The sequence below is a fragment of the Bacillus sp. NTK034 genome, assembly GCF_017303275.1.
In the GTDB taxonomy this organism is placed as follows: Bacteria; Bacillota; Bacilli; order Bacillales; family Cytobacillaceae; genus Cytobacillus.
Genome location: NZ_JAFKOJ010000001.1, coordinates 663836 through 686201, shown reverse-complemented (window position 1 = coordinate 686201; position 22366 = coordinate 663836). Strand labels below are relative to the sequence as shown.

Annotated in this window: 16 protein-coding genes; all 16 read right to left on the bottom strand. The window is 42.3% G+C overall.

All coding sequences use genetic code 11. The annotated features are described in order from the left end of the window. Nucleotides 1–244: 244 nt before the first annotated feature. Nucleotides 245–3025 (bottom strand): VWA domain-containing protein, encoded by a 2781-nt coding sequence (locus JI665_RS03520; protein ID WP_206836319.1) that lies wholly within the window; start codon nucleotides 3023–3025, stop codon nucleotides 245–247. Further along, entirely contained in the window at nucleotides 3009–4781 is a 1773-nt protein-coding gene (locus JI665_RS03515) for a vWA domain-containing protein (protein WP_206836317.1), read from the bottom strand. Before JI665_RS03515 ends, JI665_RS03520 begins: the two co-directional genes overlap by 17 nt. A gap of 7 nt (nucleotides 4782–4788) precedes the next feature. Continuing rightward, nucleotides 4789–5655, bottom strand: coding sequence for a DUF58 domain-containing protein (locus JI665_RS03510; protein ID WP_206836315.1), 867 nt, complete (start codon nucleotides 5653–5655; stop codon nucleotides 4789–4791). Continuing rightward, nucleotides 5655–6659, bottom strand: coding sequence for an AAA family ATPase (locus JI665_RS03505; RefSeq protein ID WP_206836313.1), 1005 nt, complete (start codon nucleotides 6657–6659; stop codon nucleotides 5655–5657). Before JI665_RS03505 ends, JI665_RS03510 begins: the two co-directional genes overlap by 1 nt. A 5-nt stretch (nucleotides 6660–6664) precedes the next feature. Continuing rightward, on the bottom strand, nucleotides 6665–8293 hold the full coding sequence (locus JI665_RS03500; RefSeq protein ID WP_206836310.1) for a hypothetical protein: 1629 nt from the start codon (nucleotides 8291–8293) through the stop codon (nucleotides 6665–6667). Between the two features lie 31 nt (nucleotides 8294–8324). Beyond that, complete coding sequence (locus tag JI665_RS03495; protein WP_206836305.1) at nucleotides 8325–9173, bottom strand: ABC transporter permease; 849 nt, start codon at nucleotides 9171–9173, stop codon at nucleotides 8325–8327. Then, nucleotides 9170–10105 (bottom strand): ABC transporter ATP-binding protein, encoded by a 936-nt coding sequence (locus JI665_RS03490; protein ID WP_206836302.1) that lies wholly within the window; start codon nucleotides 10103–10105, stop codon nucleotides 9170–9172. Before JI665_RS03490 ends, JI665_RS03495 begins: the two co-directional genes overlap by 4 nt. Beyond that, on the bottom strand, nucleotides 10102–12477 hold the full coding sequence (locus tag JI665_RS03485) for a hypothetical protein (RefSeq protein ID WP_206836299.1): 2376 nt from the start codon (nucleotides 12475–12477) through the stop codon (nucleotides 10102–10104). Before JI665_RS03485 ends, JI665_RS03490 begins: the two co-directional genes overlap by 4 nt. A 301-nt stretch (nucleotides 12478–12778) precedes the next feature. Further along, nucleotides 12779–13780, bottom strand: a complete 1002-nt coding sequence (gene ftsY, locus JI665_RS03480) for a signal recognition particle-docking protein FtsY (protein ID WP_206836296.1) — start codon at nucleotides 13778–13780, stop codon at nucleotides 12779–12781. Nucleotides 13781–13852: 72 nt separating this feature from the next. Continuing rightward, nucleotides 13853–17419: a chromosome segregation protein SMC gene (gene smc, locus JI665_RS03475; RefSeq protein WP_206836294.1), complete on the bottom strand. Its 3567-nt coding sequence runs from the start codon at nucleotides 17417–17419 to the stop codon at nucleotides 13853–13855. Nucleotides 17420–17462: 43 nt separating this feature from the next. Next, nucleotides 17463–18203, bottom strand: coding sequence for a ribonuclease III (gene rnc, locus JI665_RS03470; RefSeq protein ID WP_206836291.1), 741 nt, complete (start codon nucleotides 18201–18203; stop codon nucleotides 17463–17465). Between the two features lie 487 nt (nucleotides 18204–18690). Beyond that, entirely contained in the window at nucleotides 18691–18924 is a 234-nt protein-coding gene (locus JI665_RS03465; RefSeq protein ID WP_009330799.1) for an acyl carrier protein, read from the bottom strand. 92 nt (nucleotides 18925–19016) lie between these two features. Continuing rightward, nucleotides 19017–19760, bottom strand: a complete 744-nt coding sequence (gene fabG, locus JI665_RS03460) for a 3-oxoacyl-[acyl-carrier-protein] reductase (RefSeq protein ID WP_206836289.1) — start codon at nucleotides 19758–19760, stop codon at nucleotides 19017–19019. Then, the gene (fabD, locus tag JI665_RS03455) at nucleotides 19757–20704 is read right to left on the bottom strand and encodes an ACP S-malonyltransferase (RefSeq protein ID WP_206836285.1); all 948 of its coding nucleotides are present in this window, start codon (nucleotides 20702–20704) and stop codon (nucleotides 19757–19759) included. The genes fabG and fabD overlap by 4 nt, the downstream gene beginning before the upstream one ends. A 26-nt stretch (nucleotides 20705–20730) precedes the next feature. After that, nucleotides 20731–21735 (bottom strand): phosphate acyltransferase PlsX, encoded by a 1005-nt coding sequence (gene plsX / locus JI665_RS03450; RefSeq protein WP_206836283.1) that lies wholly within the window; start codon nucleotides 21733–21735, stop codon nucleotides 20731–20733. A 20-nt stretch (nucleotides 21736–21755) separates the two neighbouring features. Then, a complete protein-coding gene (gene fapR / locus JI665_RS03445) occupies nucleotides 21756–22316 on the bottom strand; it encodes a transcription factor FapR (RefSeq protein ID WP_206836280.1) in 561 nt (186 codons plus the stop codon). Between the last annotated feature and the right edge of the window lie 50 nt (nucleotides 22317–22366).

Sequence of the window (22366 nt, the reverse complement as noted above, 5' to 3'; positions counted from 1 at the left end):
TGTTAAGTGAAAAGCCTTTACAAAGTAAGTTTACATAGAAGTTCATAGCATGTCAAGAAAATATCTTTACAGGGTTAATTATTCATTTTATTTTCACTTTATAATTTAGCCCGTTGATTTCAGTACGGGGCACTTGGCTTTCCGCGGGGAGCCTCTGAGCATGAGTCAAGTGCCCTCCGCTGCAATCAGCTCAGCGATCTATAATACTTTTCTAAATCCAGCATACGTTATTGAAAAATCCCACTTACTTTTTCCTGTTTTTTGCATCCAGCAGCCTTTTCATGCGTTCTTCTCTTTCTTTCGGCGAGGATTCTGCTGGAGGTTTTGGCCGGTTTGGTTTCTTCTTTTCTTTTGTTTTTTCCGGTGTTTCTTTTACAGAAGTTCCCCCTTGAAGTTTATCAGGCATCTGCACGGAAGGAGATTTTTTTTCCCTGGAAGCTTTAAGGTTTTGAATTTTAATAGGAGCCTCTGGCTTTTCCTTTTTATTTCTGTTTTTCTTCAAAATTCCCGCAGCGATAGCAGTTAAGCCAAAGCGCCTTAAAGCGATTTCTAAAAAAAAGATCAGGAATGCAGCGAGAAGTAGCCATTCGCTGATTGGCTGTTTGGTGCTGGCTGGTTTTTTCAGCGGTCGGAAAGCTTCTTCTCCGCTTTTCAGCTCCTTGCCGCCAGTCATTTTTGAGAGTGTCTCCAAATGCTCTTTATTTGTTCCCTTTTGCAAATACTCTTCTGAATAGGGAATAGTAAAACCAGTCTGATGAACCTGTATATTCCCATTTTGATCTGTCTGTTTAATATTTAAAAAATACATTCCTGCACTTTCAGGCATTGCCGCCTCATATTTACCTGGAGCAGTAAGCCTAATATTGGCTTCTATCTGATCGCCCGTTTCCGATACGATGGATGCTTCAATTGGCAAAGATCTGCTTGCCGCAGACTCCAGGCTGAGCACTGTATTGCCATCCTTATTCTCAACAGCAACCCTGTATGGTTCACTTTCATATTGCGGCAGGGTTTTGGTGACAAGCTGATTAATAAATGATGGCCACTTTTCCCATCTGGCCCAATCTCCTGACCATTTGCCCGAGGAGTCGGATGTAAAGGCAGCTGCCCGCCCCATTCCGTATTGCCATTCAGCAAGTACAGGATCCTCTTTTTCGCTTAACAGCGGCACCTGTGCTCGCGGCTTGGCCGTAGCAGCTATATAGGCATTCATTTCTGGAACACCTTTTTCAAAGAGTGAGGACCAGTCCGGGTAGGGCTGAACACTTGGAAAGAATGGATTGTCTTCGATATAGGTTCTCGTAGCCATTACGGTTTCACGTGATAAAATGCTCGGAATGACGGAAGAGTCTGTAACATCATAAAAACGCCCTGATCCCATTCCCGCAAGATCTTCAAGAAGCCCTCTATCAGCATCCTGACCAAGTGCAACAGTTGATAGAGTGATATTTTTCTCTTTCCCGCCTTCGATTAAAAGCTCATAGTCTCCATTTGTGGCAGATTGGCCATCTGTCAGCAAAATAATATGCTTTCTCTGAAGCTGCAATTCTTCAAGCTCACTGTAGGCTTGTTCCAGAGAAGTAAAGATTTCTGTCCCCCCGCCTGAAGTTATAGATCTGATTTTTTCAATTGCCTTCTTTTTATCCTTGAGAGGCTCGGTTTCAAGGATTTCCCATGGCCGGTCATCAAATGCAATGAATCCGAGTGTATCTTCATCACGCAGCAGTTCCACTGATCGGACAGCCGCTTCTTTTGCCAATTCAATTTTATTACCGGCCATGCTTCCAGAGCGGTCCATAACTAATACCAGGCCTAAGGAAGGCATTTCTTTCTTGCCCTTGATATCCATATCCACCGGCAGCAATTTCTCAATCGGAGTTTTAAAATAGCCCCCCAGCCCAAAGCTTTCTTCACCGCCGAACATAATAAAACCAGTGCCGAATTCCTTAACTGCCTTCTCCATCAGCGTCATTTGATGCTCTGAGATAACTGTTGCAGGAACATTATTAAAAATAATCGACTGATATTGCAAATACCCTGAGAGAACGGTTGGAAGCTTCTCTGGGAGAACCGTGTCTGTCTCCAGGCCGGAACCTTTTAACAGATTCGCAATATCACCCGCGTCCTTCCCTTGTACGATCAGGACCTTAGGAGTTCCCTTAACATTAACAACCGAGTGCAGTGTATTGTTTTCAGAGAAGGTGTCCTGGTCAGCAGCTATCTCTGCTTTATATACCGTTAACCCTGCAGTATCTGCCTTGTGAGTAAAGGTATATACATTTTTCCCTTCATTCACTTGAACGCTTTCCTTTAAAACCTCTTTATGATTTACAGATAATCTGATATCAGCTTCTTTGGCAATATTGCTGGTAACTTCTATTGTAATCGGAGCCTCTTCTCCTAAATAAAGTGATGGAGGCATCTTTAATTCTGAAATTGATACATCGTCACCTGCTGCTGTTCTTAATGGCACATGGTCAATCTCGATATTTCGATTCTTTAAAACTGAGGCAGCCTCCAGGCTTTTGCCTGCCGTTTCATTTCCGTCCGTCATCAAGACAATTCTGCCAGAAGAATCCCTCGGAATGAGTGAAGCGGCAAATTGCAGGCCTGCTTCCAGATTCGATTGAGAATCATCTGCTTTCCCGTTAAATTCGGTAATAGCTTCACGGTTCCTGCCCAAATTCTGTTCAAGCACTACATTTTTGCCAAAAGCCGCCACCGCAAATTGATCCTCACTTTTCCTGTTGCTGGCACTGTTTTCTATCCAGGCAAGTGCTTCATCATTTGAACCGATGCTTGCAGAGCGGTCTGCGAGATATACGACGGTCTGCCCCTTAACCGGAAGGAGGACCTGCGGGACGGTTAGTGCAAAAATCAACAATGAGAAAATGACCAGTCTTAGACTGGCAATCCAAAATTTTTCGTTGCCTTTTCCTCTGTGATTTCGAATAAACAAAAAAACCATAATGACAGCAGGAATCAGGAACAGAAACAGGAAGGGGTATTTAACCTCGATGCCCACGGCGATATACCTCCCATTCGATAGCAATCAGGATAAAAGCAATTAAAGCCAGCCAGAACCAGAGGCTTTCGTTGGGCCTTTGGATCATGCTGTTTTTTTCAGATGATTTGTCATTCACTATGAAAGATTCTTCTATTTCTGCATTTTTCTCCCTTTCATCCAGAAGGACAGAAAAATAATAAATTTGATTTCCTGATACCGCCTGGTAAGTTCCGGGAATCACAGGAGCTTTAAAGTTTTCTTGGTTTAAATCAAGGGAGTAGAGATTTTCGTCTTTATTATTGAAAATCTCCCATCTTCCATTTCCTTTGCCAATATTTATCCATCTCTCTTCTCCGGCGCTGAAATATCCAAGGAAATCTGATTGCTGGGATAACCACTGGTAAGAGTTATACAAAAAGATCGGAAAACCTGGCAGGAGCGGCCAATCTGTGTCAGATAGATCGAAATTGACAATAATAATTGGCTGTCCATTCTGCATTCCCCACTGTATTAAAGGAATGTCTCCACTTTTCAAAACAGTCTCCCATTCTCCTTTCAATGCAGCGGAAACGGAACTGATATACACACGCTCAAAGTCTGCATATTCAAATAAAGGATCCTCATCCCCCGAAATTGCCTCTTTTAGTTTTGTTTTTTCCTTACCTGTGTTAAAAAAGATCATTGGCAGCTCTGGAAGTTCCGATAATGTGCTTCCTTCTGCTACAACCACACCCTTCATTTCAAAACCTTTGAGAGCAGCTGGATCCGTCTGCAGCAATTCGGCTCCTATGGTTTGAAAGCCCTTCACCGCAAACGGATTTACATCCCCCATTGTGTATACCTTTGGTTTTGGGTCTGTGTAAATAGAGGCTGCGAAATTATCTGCTCTGTAGCCGTCATTAATGGAAACGGATGCCTCATAATAAGGTTTTTCAGGCAGGTTTTTAATTTGGACGGTTGTTTGTTCATTTGCTTTCAATGATAAGTTTTGTTCAAACAAGACTTCATCCTCAAATTGGACGGTAAAACCTGTTTCTATATTTTCGGAAGACTGGTTTTCTATCACCGCAATGGCTGAGATACCATCACCAGCTGCAGCTGTCCCAAACGATTGCAGCGAGACGTTCCTTGCATCCTCTCCGATATTATGTGCAACAGTGTATAGGCCAGCCAGTTCCTCCATTAAATCATTCTTTACAGCAGAATCTGAAAAAATATGAAGAGCTGTGTCTTTTCCAGAAGATAAGGAACCTGCCAAAAGAATGGCTTTATCCATATTTTCATGTTCATAAGTAAGTTTCAGCCCATCAATGGTTCTGCGAATGGCATTTGGATCATCTTCACGGCTTAATAGGATCTCATTTTTCTCTCCTGCTTTAATCAGGGTTACCTGCTGGCCATTAAGTTTGCCGGCAAGGTCAAGCATTTCCTCTTTTGCCATCTCAAAACGGCTCTTTCCTCCGTGTTCAGCCGACATAGAGGCGGATGGGTCTATAATGATGATTAAATGTTCTCCTTTTAAAGAATCTTCAAGCCAAAATGGGCGCACAAGGGCCAGCATCAATAAGATCAGAGCCAATAATTGCAGCCAAAATAATAGATTCTGCTGAAGATTTTTCAGCCAAGGGGAAGCCTGCCATTCGTTCAGCACCTGCTCCCAGAGCAGATTGGATGAAACGGTCTTTTCAGTGTACTGCTTCCGAAAGAAATAAAATAAGATAACTGCCCCTATGAAAATGGCTAATACAAAATAGATAGGATTTAAGAATTGCATTGTGTCCTCACCTGACCAGCCCCTTCGCATACAGATCCCTGAAAAGAACGGACTGAAGATCTCTTGTTTCCGGAGCAAAGATATACTGGCCGCCATACCGTTTGCATAAAATCTCAAGCTGTTCATTATGTTCTTTTAGGCGCTTTTCATATTCAGCTAATATGGAAGGGCTCATGCTGACATTTACAGCAGTCCCTATTTCACTATCAATCAACTTTATATCTCCAGAATATGCAGGAGTAAGCTCTTCATCTGCCTGCACCTGAAATAGCCAGAACTCCTGTTTTAACCCCCTGAGCTTCCTAAAAAGGCTTTCCCAATCCTGAAGGGGCTCAAAGCCATCCGCTATTATTACAGCAAGCTGCTGATATTTAGAAAGAGTTTCGTTCAGACAGCCCAGAAAGTTTGTGGACTGAGCTGCAGGTTCAATTTTTTGGATTTCCATGAACGTTCGCCTGCTGTAAACAGAGCCTTTCCCTTTAATAGGCTGTACGCCTGCAGAAGAAACTGCTGAAAAGAAAAGCCGGTCTTCACTTGAAAGCACCATAAAGCTTAAAGCTGATGCCAGCGCTTTGGCATATTCCCATTTCTGCTGGATTTTTGTCATTGAAGACGTTGCATCCAGGTAAACTGCAATAGAAAGCTCCTGCTCATCCAGGAAGCGCTTGATATAATGTTTTTGTGTTCTGCCATAGACATTCCAATCTATTTGCCGAATATCGTCACCAGGCTGATAGGCCCTGAAATCAGAGAATTCCATGGAAGATCCGAATTTATGGGATTTCCTGGACCCTGAATGAAATCCTCTTTTCCTTGTCTTTGCAGCAATCTTTCGTTTTTGAAGCTTTCCAAGAAGAGCATGATGGCTGTTCATCAGCTCTTAGTTCCCCAGGAAGTTTCGTTTAACAAAGCTTCAATAATTGAATCCGCTGAAATACCCGCTGCTTCTCCCTCAAAGTTCAAAATAAGACGATGCCGCAAAACCGGATAGGCAACGTTTTTAATGTCCCCTATTGATACATGGAATCGTCCGGAGCACATGGCTCTTGCTTTTGCCATACTTATCAGACTCTGAAGGCCGCGTGGACCGCTCCCATATTGGACGTGCTTTTTCACTGTTTCTGGTGCCCCCTCTGAATCCGGGTGCGTGGCAGTGACCATCCAAACGGCATAATCCAGGATTTCATCTGATAGGAGAATTTCTCTCGAAAGCTCCTGAAGAGCAATGACATCCTTCAATCCGGCAGCTTTATTTAAATGGATTTTTTGCGTCCCCGTAGTCCTCCTGGCAATTTCTTTTAATTCTTCTTTCGTCGGATACACAACATTCACCTTGCATAAAAACCGGTCCGTTTGTGCTTCCGGCAAGGGATAAGTCCCTTCCATATCAATCGGGTTTTGAGTTGCAAGTACAAAAAATGGCTTTTCCATCTTTTTGGTTTCGCCCATAATCGTGACCGTTTTTTCTCCCATTGCCTCGAGCAGGGCACTTTGTGTTTTTGGTGTTGCCCTGTTAATTTCATCTGCCAGGATGATGTTGGCGAAAATGGGCCCTTTATGAAAACTGAATGTTTGCCTGCCGGCTTCATCAGGCTGAAGCAGCATGGTTCCAGTTATATCGGATGGCATAATATCAGGGGTGAATTGAATGCGTGAAAATTTAAGATCAAGTACTTCAGCAATGGTTTTAATCAGCATAGTTTTACCAAGTCCTGGCAATCCTTCAAGCAAAACATGCCCTCCTGAGAATATGCTCCATAGTACATGTTCGACCACTTCTTCCTGGCCGACTATAAATGATTGAATTTCATCTTTTACTCTTGCAATAATAGCTGTTGCTTGTGCGAATTGCTGTTCTTTTTCCTGTATTACCGACATTGCATTCACTCCTTGTCAGGATCTATACTAGTAAAATAACTTTTAACGATTTCCTCTAAATCAGCCGGAAGCTTGTACCGGTCCGTACTTTGCCTGTATGCCTTTTCATAATTCCCAAACACTTCACTGTACGGTCTGATATTCCCTTTTAAGACAGGACCTTCCCCTTCAAACTGCTGTCCTGTACTCCCCTGTCCAAGGCTGCCGTTGTCATTTTCAATATTCGTCTTCCCTTCCATGCCAGATGGAATGGTGAGCAGATCCCTGGCTCCCTGTCCGAGCCCGGCACCTCCTCCAAGACCGCTGCCTGACCCATTCCCTGAGCCTGCCCCGGTACCAGATCCAGATCCGGTACCAGAACCCGAACCATTGCCTGAGCCGGATCCATTGCCTGAGCCGCTGCCTGAACCCGCTCCGCTGCCATTGCCACTGTTTGTGCTATTGCCAGCTTGATTTGGATTATTTTGCTGATTTGAATTATTCTGCTGCCCCTGCTGAGACGTATTTGAAGCGTTTCCTGAACTGCCTGTCTGGCCAGGCTGTGAAAACGCGAGCTGGTTAGGCGGCATTCCATTCGAAGCCATTTGCTGCTGTAATGAAACACCTGAGCTCTGCAGGGCTTCTTGTGCTGCAGCCAGCTGTTTTAAAAGCTCTTCTGATTGCAATGCCTTTTCGAGCTGATACAGGAGACTTGAGAGCTCTTCTTCAGACAACTGCGAATCACTGCCAGTAATCTCCTTCAAAGCCTTTCTTTGATCTTCATCCAGTTCCGTCCTCTGCTTATCAAGCTTTGACAACTCTTCCCTGAAGGAAGCCAAATCTTTTTCTTTCAGCTTCCGGCTTAATTGTTCTAACCCGCTCTTATCAAGATTGTTTTTCATGTTTTCGAGGGCTATTGATCTTTCTTTTTCTTTCATTGCTTTTAACTCCAAGCTTTTTGTTTGTTTCGCTAATTCCTTCAAAGCTTCATCAGCTGACTTTTTTTCTGCAATCTTGTCTTTTGCTTCCTCTAATGCTTTTTTCACTTTAGGATTTTTTTCCTTATCAGCTTTTTTCTCTAGTTCTTCTATTGCTTTTTCAACAATCTTGATTTCTTTTTCCTGTTTTAAAGCCAATTCCATTTTCTCACCTGGAACCATGTATAAGAGGACTGCAAGACCAAGAAAAGCCACAAACATTAAAAAAGGTTTGGGAAGAAGGAGATTCTTCTTCCTGCCTAAAACATGATGGTGCACCTTTTTCATATGCTTTACTGCATCTGCCAGCTGCAATCTTGCAAGAATGCCATCATCATGAAGGAAAGAATGGGCTGTAATGACCCTGTCTTCCGCTACAAATGTGTTATACAATGATGCAGCCTGGATCATGCCAGGACGCTTCTTCCAAATTCGAAAAGCTGCATAAAGAGCAGACAGAAATAAAATCATCAGGAGATAGTATTGCAGAAATGGGATAACAAAAAATCTTGCTGCTATCATAAGTAAAAAGGCTAAGACAGCCGCTGATAAAAGGAACACCTGGAATTCCTTAACGAACAGCTGAAATAGGAGCTGTCTTTTTACCGGTTTTAAAAGTCTAAGATATTGATTGCGGTTTTCCACCGATATCATTCCCTTATTAAAATTTACGGGCAATCCCGTCTCCAGGGATTTGCCCGAATAAATACTAGCCCTTTTTCATATTGGGACGGAGTTTTTTTATGCTCAGCAGAATTGCTCCAATGAAAATCAAAGTGTACGATATTAAGTATGAAATCCATAAAGGAAATTCAATGCCAGTTGATCTGGCAATTTCATTGGTCATTTCCGGCTCAAATGTGCTCATTAGAATAATGACCGGGTTAAGCATAGCCGGGAAGTATGCAAGAGGATTTGTTGGCTGAGTCCCTGTATAGCCATATGCATTGGTTAATTGCATAAAAATCAAAGTCAGGAATGCCGTTCCTCCAGCTAGGAATAAAGTAACCCCATAGGTGGTAACCATCGAGACAATTGTTTTTCTAATGAGCGTTGAAAATAATATCCCGAGACTTCCATAAACCAGGATGGTAAATAAATAAAATCCCATTGTCGTAAGCAGCTGACCTGGGGAAATACCTCCAAATAAAAACACAAAGCTATAAAGAGGCAAACTTGCCGCAATAAGCAAAATCAAATATGAAATGGAAGAAATCAGCTTGCTCAAAATAATGCTAGAAGAGCTTTGGGTCGTTGTAAGCATGATATTTAAGGTCTGCCTCTCTCTTTCACTGCTGATAACCCCTGCTGTTAAACCGGGAGTAATAAACAGAATCAAGCCAAGCTGCAATATTGATAGGACCATAAACATTGTCCGGCTCTGATCAGGTTTAAAAAAGCCCTGCATGTTATTTGACAATGATTCTATAAAGATAAATCCAACAATGATCAGGCCTAATGCCAGGAGGTAAAAGAGTACCCCAAGGTAGCTTTTAAAGCTGCGGAAGCGGAGCTTAAACTCTTTATTCAGAACAGGATTTACGACTAAATTCTTCATGTCAGCTCAACTCCCTTTGTAATTTCCATAAAGACATCTTCCAGATCCGTTTCTGCTTCAGCAAAGCTGGTGATCGCTAAATTATTTAAAATGGCTCTTTTCAGCAGATCTGTTTGTTCTTCAGCTGTCCCTTTATAAATAAACTGAAACGATGCTCCGTCCTCCAGTAAAGCCAATTTAAATATATTAGGATCATCCTCAAAGAAAGAGACGGCCTTTTCCGAGCTTCCATGAACTTTTACAATGATCAGCCTTTCTCCCCTTAGCTGTGACTGAATATCAGCAACAGACCCCTGAGCCACCAGTTTTCCCTGGTCAATAATGCCTATGGTATCGCACATTTCTGCAAGTTCAGGCAGAATATGTGAAGAGATTAAAATAGTTTTGCCCATGCTTTTCAATTCTTTTAATATTTCCCTCATTTCAACCCTAGCTCTTGGGTCAAGTCCTGATGCAGGTTCATCCAGAATCAGCACTTCAGGATCATGGATAAGGCACCTGGCCAGGCAGAGGCGCTGCTTCATGCCTCTTGATAATAGGTCTACATATGATTCTCTTTTATTTGACAAGTTGACAAGGTCGAGAAGCTGCGGTATCAGCTTCTCACGTTCTGCAAATGGTATTCCGTAACTCGCACCGTAGAAGTGCAGATATTCATCAGCCTTAAGCTGGTCATAAACCCCGAAGAAATCCGGCATATAGCCTATCTGCTTCCTCACGAGCTTTGAATCCTTTTGAACATCATACCCGTTTACGTAAGCAGAGCCCGAAGTGGGAGCAAGTAAGGTTGCCAAAATGGAGAAGGTTGTGGATTTTCCTGCACCATTCTGTCCGACAAAACCAAATACACTGCCTTTTTCTATATTTAAATTTAAAGAATCAAGTGCTGTAAATTTTCCGTATCTTTTTGATAAATCCATAATTTCGATCATTTCGCCACCTCCCCTTTGATCGTAATAGCAGGCAATTGAACGAATGGATCACCCTGAGCTGATTTATTCAGCTTCATAATAAAACGGCCTTCTTTCGAAACGAACTGGGTTAAGTCATCTTTACTTGTCAGCTTTACGCTCCTTTGATCCGATTCAATCGGCAGCCACTCACCTGTCTTTTGGTTTTTTATTGAATACTGTACGTTTTGGCTATTGATCCTTACCGATATTTCTTCTAATCTATATGTTTTCTCTTTCAGCTGCTTCGGGAGGCTGAGAATATATTCATATTCTCCGTCTTCAAGCATCATTTCTGCATTCGTGCTGCCCATGCCTTTTTCATAAATCTGGCCCTGAATCACATTCCAATCAGCTGCCATCATTCCATCTTTCAGTGTAAAGGCTCCGGAGAACTCATTTATGGCCTCAAATGGCTGAAGGATCATATTTGTGTTATTCTGTTTTTCCTTTTTCCCTCTCATGGCTACATCAATAATTGATTCTTTTGTGATTCCCGCAATGACTGGCTGAGCAACATCCCCAAGCAGAAATGTAGTGGATGCATATTCCAGCTTTTCTCTTCTTAACCTATTTATATCATTTTGACCATTGGCAGGGTATGCGCCATTAAAAGTTCCTCCATATGGTCTGCTCAGCAGGGATTGTTTTGTGGTTTTATCCACTTTAATTGTCTCATCTTTCTTGATTGGCCCTAATTTGATCGCTTCATTGCCTGACCATATATATAATTCTTCAAAATCATACTCACTTTCGTTTTTGATTGTTCCAGTTAATCTTTTTTCCTTAAGGGTGAGGTCCGCTTTAAACTTCCCATTGATCTCGGTCTTGGCCTTTCCGTATATTGTTTTGGATGACCAATATTCTACCTCAGGGAAAATAATCTCATTGTTTTTTACCTTTTCAGCCATAATTCCGCTTCTAAAGGGATCTGATGAAGTGGAATTGTTTGAATAAACCACTGCATTAAATTCACCTTTGGGCATTGAGAGGATATATTCACCGCTTTTATTTGAAAGCAGGGTTGAAGCCTGATATCCGGTAAGCAGATTGTTATTCACTTTATAGATCCCCATCTGGTTCAGCTGAGGCTGAGAAATTCTGTCTTTTGCTCCCATTCCAAAGACAGCTGTCCCCATTAATATGGCGATGGAAGGAATGATCCACCAGGAATGCTCCCGCTTATCAAGCTTTCTTAAGACAAAATAAAGAACAGGCACTATCAGAATAATATAACCGGCAAAAAGCCCAATAAGCTGCCCTATAGAAAAATTGGATGCAGGGAAGAATTCATTCACTTCTGCAAATTCCCAATAAAGCTGGTCCAGGTAATCCTGAGAATATGGGCTGGATCCAATGGCCGCACCTGATGACTGTTTAATAAAGTCGGCAAACCATGTGTCGTATCCCTGCCATGAAGATAAAGGCTCATCTCCAAGTGAAAAAGCTGTCTGCAGGACCGTCCCGCTTCCATACTCCTTTTTCACCGCTGCTGGAAGATCTCCGCTTTCCGCGATAACTTCCGTACCCGTATCAACTGGACCAGTATAGAAGTTGAGCTCTTTAAAATCCAGCTCCTCTCCCTTTGCCGCCTGCAGGAATTTCACTGCACCAGCGGATTCGTTTTGAGATTTCATTGGCAGCAATGAATATAGCTCTCCATAGGCACCACTTGCATCAGGTCCGCCTCCGGCAATCAATGCTCCACCGTTGTAGACCCATTCCCTTATAGCAGATTGCTGTTTGTCACTAAGCTGGGAAATCTTGTATTCATCAATCAGCAAATAATCGAGTGTTTCCAATCCTGTCGCTTCATCCGGCAAATCTTCCTTATTGAGTTCAATCATCGTTTTTGAAGGAAGTGTCCTCAATTCTTTTACACGGTCATAGTTTTCACTGAGAACACCAATTACTTCAGTTGCCATATCTATAAATTTCGGCTTTAATGTATTTTCGCCTTTAAAACTAACCTTTTTTCTATCTTTCCAATCTCCTTCATAAAGAGTCAGCAATGGAATGTTCTGATACATGGAAGGGTGGTCCTCTGTCATGCCAGGGATGGAAACCAGGTATTCCTTAGCTGTTCCGGCAGGAAGCTCTACTTTTACAGTAACCGCACCGCTCGTATTGTAAGATGGATGGTAACTTATCAGCAAATCCCCGCTAAATGCCTCTCCTGTATTTTCCATCTTAATCCGCAGAGGAAACCCCTCTCCTCTTTTCACTTTTCCGCCAAAGCCCTCATCTAGAGAAACTTTGATGTCTGTGCTGGCAGCTTCTGCTGATTGGAATGGATAAATCATTAACACAAAGCAGAATAAAGCCATAATGATCACTTTTAATTTTCTGTACAACCCAATCTCCCCCATTAAAAATCGTAAGTATCAGCCTTTTGTTTTTTTATAGGCAGTCTTTAAAACTACAATTTATTACAGCCTGATGACTTCTTCCATAGTATAGACGCAGCTTACTGACAAAAAGTTCCTGTGGATAATTATTTAATTCGTTTACAGGACCTCATTTGAAATAAATTTATCAGTATAGTGTAATTTTACACAAAAAATATAAATTTCAAACTATTTATTAAATTGAAATATATATCATTTTCGATAGAAAAACAGCCGGAGAACTCGCTCTCCGGCTGTTTTTCTATTCTTATTGTTCCTCTTCTTCTACTTCTTTTTCGACTATGTCGGCAAAGAGCCCATAGACATATTGTTCTGCATTGAATTCCTGCAGGTCATCCATTTTTTCTCCTAAACCTACAAATTTCACCGGGATTTCAAGTTCATTTCTGATTGCAAGAACGATGCCTCCCTTTGCAGTTCCATCCAGCTTTGTAAGAACAATACCAGAAACATCAGTGGCTTCCTTGAAGGTCTTAGCCTGAATCATGGCATTTTGTCCAGTTGTAGCGTCCAGAACAAGCAATACCTCATGCGGGGCACCAGGTACTTCCCTTTCAATTACACGCTTCACTTTCTCCAATTCTTTCATCAGATTGACTTTGTTCTGCAGACGTCCCGCAGTGTCACAGATTAATATATCAGCTTTGCGCGACTTTGCAGATTGAACGGCATCATACATGACAGCTGCAGGGTCAGAGCCAGCTCCCTGCTTAATAACATCAACGCCGACACGTTCGCCCCACACCTCAAGCTGTTCAATCGCTCCCGCACGGAAGGTATCGCCTGCTGCAAGCAGGACATTTTTCCCTTCATTTTTGAATTTATGGGCAAGTTTTCCTATCGTCGTCGTTTTTCCGACTCCGTTAACACCAACAAACAGGATAACAGTTAGTCCCTCAGACTGAATATTTAATTCTGTGGAGGTTTCGCCTGCGCTGTCATAAATTTCTACAAGCTTTTCTGAGATGACAGCCTGCACATCGCGAGGATCCTGAATATTCTTGCGCTTTACTTCCCTTCTCAGCTCTTCAACCAATTCCATGACAGTGTCGAATCCAACATCCGCCCCAATTAAGATTTCTTCCAGTTCCTCAAAGAATTCCTCATCCACTTTACGATACCTTGAAACAAGGTCATTTACCTTATTTGAAAAATTATCGCGCGTTTTGGTTAATCCGTCCTTAAATTTTTCAGTAACACTATCTGTCTGCTGTGTGATTTTTTCTTTTAGTTTTTTAAAGAAACTCATGTTTTCACTTCCTTTTAAAAGCAATATGTATAGGTGCGGAACAGTGTTATAAGCTGTCCCGCATTAAAGCTGCTATTGAGTAATTAGTTCCCTGGTTTCTTCCAGACGTACAGATACCAGTTTGGAAACACCGGATTCCTGCATGGTTACACCGTAAAGGACATCCGCTTCTTCCATTGTTCCTTTTCTGTGGGTGATAACGATGAACTGGGTTTCGTCGCTGTATCTCTTTAAGTATTTGCTGAACCTTTGCACGTTTGCTTCATCCAAGGCTGCCTCTACTTCATCAAGGATACAGAATGGAACAGGACGTACTTTCAAAATGGAAAACAGCAATGCAATTGCAGTAAGCGCCCTTTCTCCTCCCGATAATAATCCGAGGTTCTGCAGTTTCTTGCCTGGAGGCTGTGCGACAATTTCCACACCTGTATTCAATAAATCATCAGGCTGGGTCAAGCGTAAATCGGCTCTGCCGCCGCCGAATAAAGATTGGAAAACCGACTCAAAATGAAAACGGATCCCTTCGAACGTTTCTTCAAATCGCCTTTTCATTTCAACATCCATTTCATCGATAACCTGGAATAACGTATCTTTTGCTTCCTGAAGGTCTGTTTTTTGTTCAAGCAGGAATTCATATCGTTCAGATACTCTGTCATATTCTTCGATTGCCCCAAGGTTCACAGCCCCAAGCTCTTCGATTGCCAGCTTTATGAGTTTTACTTTTTTTCGCGCTTCATCAATCTCAATATCCAGCGGATATTCCTCTTTAGCACCTTCAAAAGACAGCAGATATTCTTCCCTTAAATGATTCAGCCTATTTTCCAGCTCAACATCAAGCCGGTTCTGCTTAACTTCCTCATCTTTCAAAACTTCTACCAGGCCTTTATGCTGGCGTTTTAATTCTTTTGCCTCAAGTTCCAGTTCCTCTAAGGATGTTTGGAGCTTTAAGCGCTCATCCCTTCTTGAAGCAATTAATTCAAGCGTTTCATTCTTTTCCTTTAATTTTTGCTGTGCTGCCTCTTCCAGATGCTGCTCACCTGAAGAGCTATTCGTCATTTCGGATGATAGCAGTTCTAAATCCTCTTTTACTGTCTTCAGCTTATCCCTGTTAACAGCAAGCTCAGAAATTAGTGCGGCTAGTTTGTCCTCAGCATGATTCAGCTGTTCATTTTTGGAAGCAAAGCCGATTTTCAGCTCATTTATTTCAGATACAACAGTTTCCTTTGAAGTCTGCTGGGTGTTTTTTCTTTCTGTTAATGCTTTAATCTCATTATCAAGATCAGCTATTTGTTTTTGCTGCTGCTCCAATAGATCTGCAAGCTCACTCTTTCTGTTCAGCAGTCTTTCTCTATCTTCCGAAAACTGTGCTTTGTCCATATCATAAAGAGATAAGCGCTCATTAATGCTTTTCTCCTCAAACTCTACTTCCAGAAGCTCTCCTTTTACCCTCTGTTCCATCAAACGAAGCTCTTCACCTGTTTTTCTAAGCTGTTCAATGCGTGTTTCCTGTTTTTGAATTTCGCTTTTTTGCAGTTTCACTTGTTTTTCGAGGTTAGCTGTTTTGGATTCCATGTCCACAATTCGTGATTTCAGCTCTTCAAGTTCACCTTTGCGTGAAAGAATAGAAGTGCTTTTCTGTTTCATGGCTCCTCCCGTCATGGACCCGCCGGGATTAACCACATCTCCATCAATAGTAACGAGTCTCACACGGTATTGAAGAAGCTTCGCCAGTTCATTGGCTCCCTTAAGGTCACGGGCAATAACAACATTGCCAAGCAGGTTTTCAATAGCGGACTGATGCCTTCCTTCAAACTGGATCAGCGAAGCAGCTTCACCAATAAAGGCGGGATGGGCTTGAACCGATTGCAGTTGCCCGGTATTAAGCCTTTTCCCCTTCACTACACTTAACGGCAGGAAAGTTGCTCTTCCGTATGAATTCTTTTTCAGGAATTGGATGGCACTTCTCCCATCCTGCTCATTTTGTACGATGATATGCTGCATGGAACCGCCAAGAGCCGTTTCAATCGCCGTTTCGTACTCTTTTGGCACCTGAATTAATTCCGCTACGGCTCCTTCAATTCCCTGCAGCTTGCTGCCCCTTGCTTTCAATACTTCCTTTACACCTTGGAAAAAGCCCGAAAAGTCTTCTTCCATTTCTTCAAGCATTTCCTGCCTGGATTTTGCCTGCTGCAAATACTGATAAGCCTGATACAATGTTTTTTCCTGCTTTTGATAATTATTCTTTAATGATTCAAGCTTGCGGTCTTCATTGCGGAACACATGTACCTGACTCTCTATTTCTTTTTGCAGGCTTTCAAGTTCTGATTGTATCTTTTGCTTTTTCTCTTCGTTTTTCTTGCGGTCGGCAATATACTTTTCGTTATCCATCTCAAGCTTAGAACTGCGCTGACCCTGCTGGCTGAGCTGCTGTTCAATATTCTGCAGTTCGTTTCTTGAAGCCGCCTGGCTATTCAGCACTTCAATATAATCACTTTTCAGCGATTCAATTTTCTCTTCCGTATTTTCACTGAAGAGTTTGAGCTGATCCTGCTTTTCCTTTAATGCTTTCTGAAGTTTAACTGCTTCTGCCTTTACTTTTCCTTTGAGAGTCAACTGCTTTTCTTCTTGCTCTTTTAACTCAGTTATCTTCGAAGAAAGTTCTTCCATATTTCGATGAAGCTGGTCTTTATTCTGGCTGGCATTTTTTTTTCGCTCTTTTAGGACTTCTTTTCTGCCTTCCAGTTTTTCAAGCTCTTCACTGGCATGAAGGAGTACGTCCTGTAAATCATTTACTGATTCATCGATTGCAGCAATATGATCCTTTAACTCTTCCATTTTGGCTTCTTTGTTCTGAATAACTGCCGATAGCTTCATTTCATCTTCTGTATGCCGTTCAAGCTGACGTGAAAGCTGCTCCCATTTTGAATGCAGGTCTTCTATCTCATAGACTGTAAGGGCAACTTCTATTTTCTCAAGCTCTTCCTTCTGCTGCAGATAATCTTTCGCAATCGAAGCCTGAATTTTCAAAGGCTCTACCTGGCTTTCCAGTTCATGAAGAATATCATTCACCCTGTTTAAATTATCCTGGGTTTCAGAAAGTTTGCCTTCCGCTTTTTTCTTTCTTGTCTTATATTTAAGCACACCAGCCGCTTCTTCGAATATCGTCCGGCGTTCTTCAGCTTTGCTGTTTAGAATTTCCTCTACCCTGCCCTGGCTTATTATTGAAAAAGCTTCCCTGCCAAGGCCTGAATCCATAAATAAATCTACGATATCTTTTAATCTGCATGTTTGCTTATTGATTAGGTATTCACTGTCTCCAGATCGGTAGACCCTTCTTGTAACACTGACCTCGCTGTACTCGATCGGCAGACCCTGATCGCCGTTATCAAGGGTCAGTGTCACCTCAGCAAAATTCTGCGCTCTCCGGGAATCACTGCCCGCAAATATGACATCCTCCATTTTCGCGCCGCGAAGGGACTTAGCTGATTGTTCACCCAATACCCAGCGTATGGCATCTGTTATATTGCTTTTTCCGCTTCCATTTGGACCTACAACTGCCGTGACGCCAGGAACAAAATCAACCGTAATCCGCTCAGCAAATGACTTAAATCCAATAACATCAAGCCTTTTTAAAAACAACCCTGCTCCCCCTCTGTCTCCTCCAAGTTTCTATTCTTTGATGTCACTTGATATGATTCTTCAATACTTCAAGGGCCATTTGGGCTGCATGCTGTTCTGCTTCTTTCTTTGATCGGCCAGTGCCTGTCCCAAGCTCCCTGCCATTTAGGGAAACAGTGGAAACAAATTCACGATTGTGAGCAGGCCCTTTTTCCTGAAGGATTTTATATTCAATTGCACCTGCACCATCCCGCTGAACAAGTTCCTGCAGCTGGCTCTTGAAATCCATCACATGCGAAAAAGCACCTGAATCAATCTTTGGAAAAACAACTTTTTCCAAAAAACCGACAACCGTATCTAATCCTTTATCCAGGTATAGTGCACCTATAAAGGCTTCAAATACGTCTGCAAGCAGGGCAGGACGGGTTCTTCCCCCTGTCATTTCCTCCCCTTTTCCAAGCAGTACAAGGCTGCCGAATGACAATTCGTGGGCAAATGAGACCAGGGAGGGTTCGCAGACAACCGCGGCCCTCAGCTTTGTTAATTCCCCCTCGCTCATCATAGGATATTTTAGGTAAAGGAACTTTGAAACAGTCAGTTCCAGGACAGCGTCACCCAAAAATTCCAGCCTTTCATTGTCTTCATAGGGTTTTCTCCGATGCTCATTCACATAAGATGAATGGGTAAAAGCCTGTTTTAATAATTTTTCATTTTCAAATTGAATTCCGATTTCCGTCTGGAATTCTTTAAATTGTTTTTCGATTGCGCGAAATGATTTTCTTTCCTTATCCTTATTGCTGCGCATAATGCATCCACCTTGCTAAAAATTAATATTCTGCATAAGTAAAAAGCTTAAATGGTCTTCCCTAAGTTTACGGAATAAAGATGAAAAACGCAAAAAAACTTCTATTTACAAAGCAATTTTAGTTTCATTTGGGTACAGCCATCTTCACAGAAGAAAGCCCCGTTATTCAACGGAGCTTTTGCCTTACATATTTACTGTCCACAGCCACCTGCTTCCGGGCTGCAGATTTTTCTCATGCTGCCTTCAATGCCACAGGTAACACCGGACAGTAAACATCTGCTGATAAATTGAAACTCAATCAGTGGGGTGCTTTTCCACAATGATTGTTAGTTGAACCAATCGGGCCATTACGGGCAGTTTGGCTCACGCTTATTAGTTTTTGAGTTCCTCTAAGTCTAGAAACGGGAGTCTTACTGCCCGTTAGACTGCGATAAAAAATTGCTGCAGCGAGGGGCATACCCTCACTGCAGAGTGGTTCAACTAACGATTATTGGCTAGCTTTTATGTAATTTACAGCGTCACCGACTGTTGCGATTTTTTCAGCATCATCGTCAGAAATCTCCATGTCGAACTCGTCTTCTAATTCCATTACTAATTCTACTACGTCAAGGGAATCAGCACCTAGATCATCTTTGAAAGAAGCTTCCAATTTAACTTCAGACTCTTCAACACCAAGACGGTCCACGATGATCTTTGTTACACGTTCTAATACTTCTGCCATGCTTGTTCACCTCCCCTCAAGTATTATAGATTATTTTTAGACTTAATTGAAAGGTTTTATAAAAGTTTTTTGCATTACAAGCCTGTTACAAGTTACATGACCATTCCGCCATCAACATGAAGGGTTTGCCCTGTCATATAGCGGCTGTCCTCGGAAGCAAGAAACACTGCCACATTCGCAATATCTGCAGGGTCGCCAAAACGCGCCAATGGAATTTGCTTAAGCATCTGCTCTTTTACATCCTCGTTCAGCTTATCAGTCATATCAGTTGTGATAAAACCTGGTGCAATGGCATTGACCGTTATGCCTCTTGATGCAAGTTCCTTTGCAGAGGTCTTTGTCAGGCCAATAACACCTGATTTGGCGGCGACATAATTAGCCTGACCAGGATTGCCGCTTACTCCAACAATCGAAGAAATATTGATAATACGCCCGCTGCGCTGTTTCATCATCTGCCTTGTAACAGCTTTTGTACAAAGGAATACACCTTTCAGGTTAATGTTAATTACATCATCCCATTCGTCTTCCTTCATTCTCATAATCAGGTTATCCTTCGTAATCCCAGCATTATTAATCAGAATATCAAGCTTGCCAAACTTGTCTACTGTTTCTTTTACCATGCTTGCCACGGAATCACTGCTGGATACATCGCATTGGATAGCAAATGCATTTCTGCCTAATGCTTTTATTTCATCAACTACTTCGTTCGCCCTTGCCTCACTTCCGGAATAGTTAACCGCGATATCTGCACCTTGCTTAGCAAGACCCAAAGCGATTTCCCTTCCGATTCCGCGGGAAGCTCCCGTTACTAAAGCGGCTTTTCCCTCTAGCTTCATCTCAATTCCTCCTTCAAGGATTCTGTAACCGTCTGGCAGGATTCAGCATCGGAAACGGCATACGTTTTAAGGGAACGATCTACCTTTTTCACTAATCCTGACAGTACTTTTCCAGGTCCTATTTCTATAAATGTGTCTACTCCAAGCTCTATCATCTTGCGGATTGAATCCTCCCAGAGTACAGGAGAATAGAGCTGTTCAATCAATCTGCTTTTTATTTCTGCAGCGGAAGTCATTTCAGAAGCCGTCACATTTGCAATGACAGGAACAGATGCATCTTTGATTTCAATCTCGTCCAGGATCTGCCTGAACTTCTCCGCAGCAGGCTTCATTAATTCAGAATGGAATGGACCGCTTACTTCCAGTGGAAGCACACGCTTGGCACCTTCTTCTTTAGCCTTTGCAGAAGCTAGTTCAACACCTGCCCTTGAACCTGAAATCACAATCTGTCCAGGACAGTTTAAATTTGCGAGCTGAACCGGATTGCCGCCTGTAGATACCTCTTCTGTGACTGCAGTAAGCTTGTCCCTGTCAAGTCCCAGTACCGCTGCCATTGTTCCCTCGCCATTAGGAACTGCTTCTTCCATGAACTCTCCTCTTTTACGGACAGCATAAACACCGTCCTCAAAGGATATAGCTTCCGATGCAACGAGTGCAGTATATTCACCAAGGCTGTGGCCAGCCACAAAATCAGGTGCTACGCCCGACCTTTTAAAGTAATCGAGGATAGCAATGCTAGTAGTCAACAAAGCTGGCTGGGCATTTGTTGTTAGCGTCAATTTTTCCTGAGGCCCTTCAAAAATAAGTTCTGATAGTGAAAAGCCAAGTTTTTGATCAGCACTCTCGAAAAATGATTTTACTTTCTCATCCTGTTCTGCTAGTGCTTTTCCCATTCCTGCAGCCTGCGATCCCTGCCCAGGAAATAAAAAGGCGATTTTACCCATCGTGCTTCCCCCCAAGTAAAATAAGTTTATTTAATGGCTGATTTTTCTGCTTCTTTTTCAACTGCTTCCTTAATCGTTTGAGCGACATTGTTTTCTACCATATTCCTGGTCTGTCTGACTGCACTGAATAAAGCTGTTGCATCTGAGGAACCATGAGCCTTAATAACCGGCGCCTTTAATCCGAATAATCCAGCACCGCCGTATTCCGAATAATCCATCTTGGATTTAAGCTGGTATAAGTCAGGCTTTAAGGCAGCTGCTGCCAATTTCGTTTTAAAGCTGCTGGTCAGAGCTGTTTTTAGCATTTTAAATACAGATAGAGCAGTACCCTCAATTGTCTTTAGCACCATATTTCCGGTAAAGCCATCTGTCACTACAACATCTGCAGCTCCTTCAAGCAAATCGCGCGCTTCCACATTGCCGATAAAATGGATATCAGCATTCTTCAGAAGGTCAAATGTATTTTTCGCCAGCTCATTGCCTTTTTTCTCTTCAGTTCCGATATTTAGAAGGCCCACTCTCGGATTGGAGACACCCCGGACCTTTTCTGTATATATGGATCCCATAATCGCATATTGAAGAAGATGCTCAGGTTTCGCGTCTACATTCGCACCTACATCCAGCAAAAGGAACCCTTCCCCGCCTATCGTTGGAAGTGTAGGTGATAATGCCGGGCGTTCAATGCCTTCTATCCTTCCTACCACAAAAAGGCCTGCAGCCATAAGAGCACCCGTGTTTCCTGCAGAAATGCATGCATCCGCTTTACCATCTGAGACAAGCTGTGCTGCAAGCACCATTGAAGCATTTTTCTTTCTGCGCACAGCCCTTACTGGTTCATCATCCGGCAAGATGACTTCATCTGTATGTAAAATTTCAATACGCTCGTTTGAAGTAAGGTATTCCTTTATTTTTGACTCATCGCCAACAAGGGTAATGTGTATATCCTTAAACTCCGCGGCAGCTTTCATTGCGCCAAGGACAATTTCCTTTGGGGCATTGTCGCCCCCCATTGCGTCTATGGAAATTTTCATGATGTTTCATCCTTTAGTGATTATTTTTTTCTGAACATGTCGAATTCGCCCTTAAATACCTGTTCATTATTTACAAAGCTATTGACTTCAACAATCGTCCTTCCGCTATCAATATCGATTGTAAGAACCTTGGCTTTTGCTATCACACGTTCACTTAATCGCACTGGCCTTGTAAATTGAATATTGGCTTTTGCTGTCAATGCCAATTCATCATTTATTACTGCAACCGCCAGTGAGTTAGCCTGGGCAAACAAGTGATGACCCCGGGCTATTCCATTCCGCTTGAAAACATGTTCATTTTTCACATCGAAAATGGATATAGCCGTTTTATCCAATTCTATATCTATTATTTCACCGATTATTTCTTCTATGGGTAAAGATCGGACTTCATCCTCGAAAGTTTTTTCAGCAACATGCTTGATTCTCTCCCGCAATTCCGGAATAGATAATTCCAAGCGGTCGAGCCTGATTGTCTGGACGCTGACAGAGAACTTTTCTGCAAGTTCCTCGTCCGTGACAAATGGATTTTCTTTTATTGTGTCCGTTAATAAATTCTGGCGTTCTTTTTTATTTCTTTTCATTAAAAATCCCACCGTCCGAGATATTAAGACTAGGTACTAATAGTAGTATA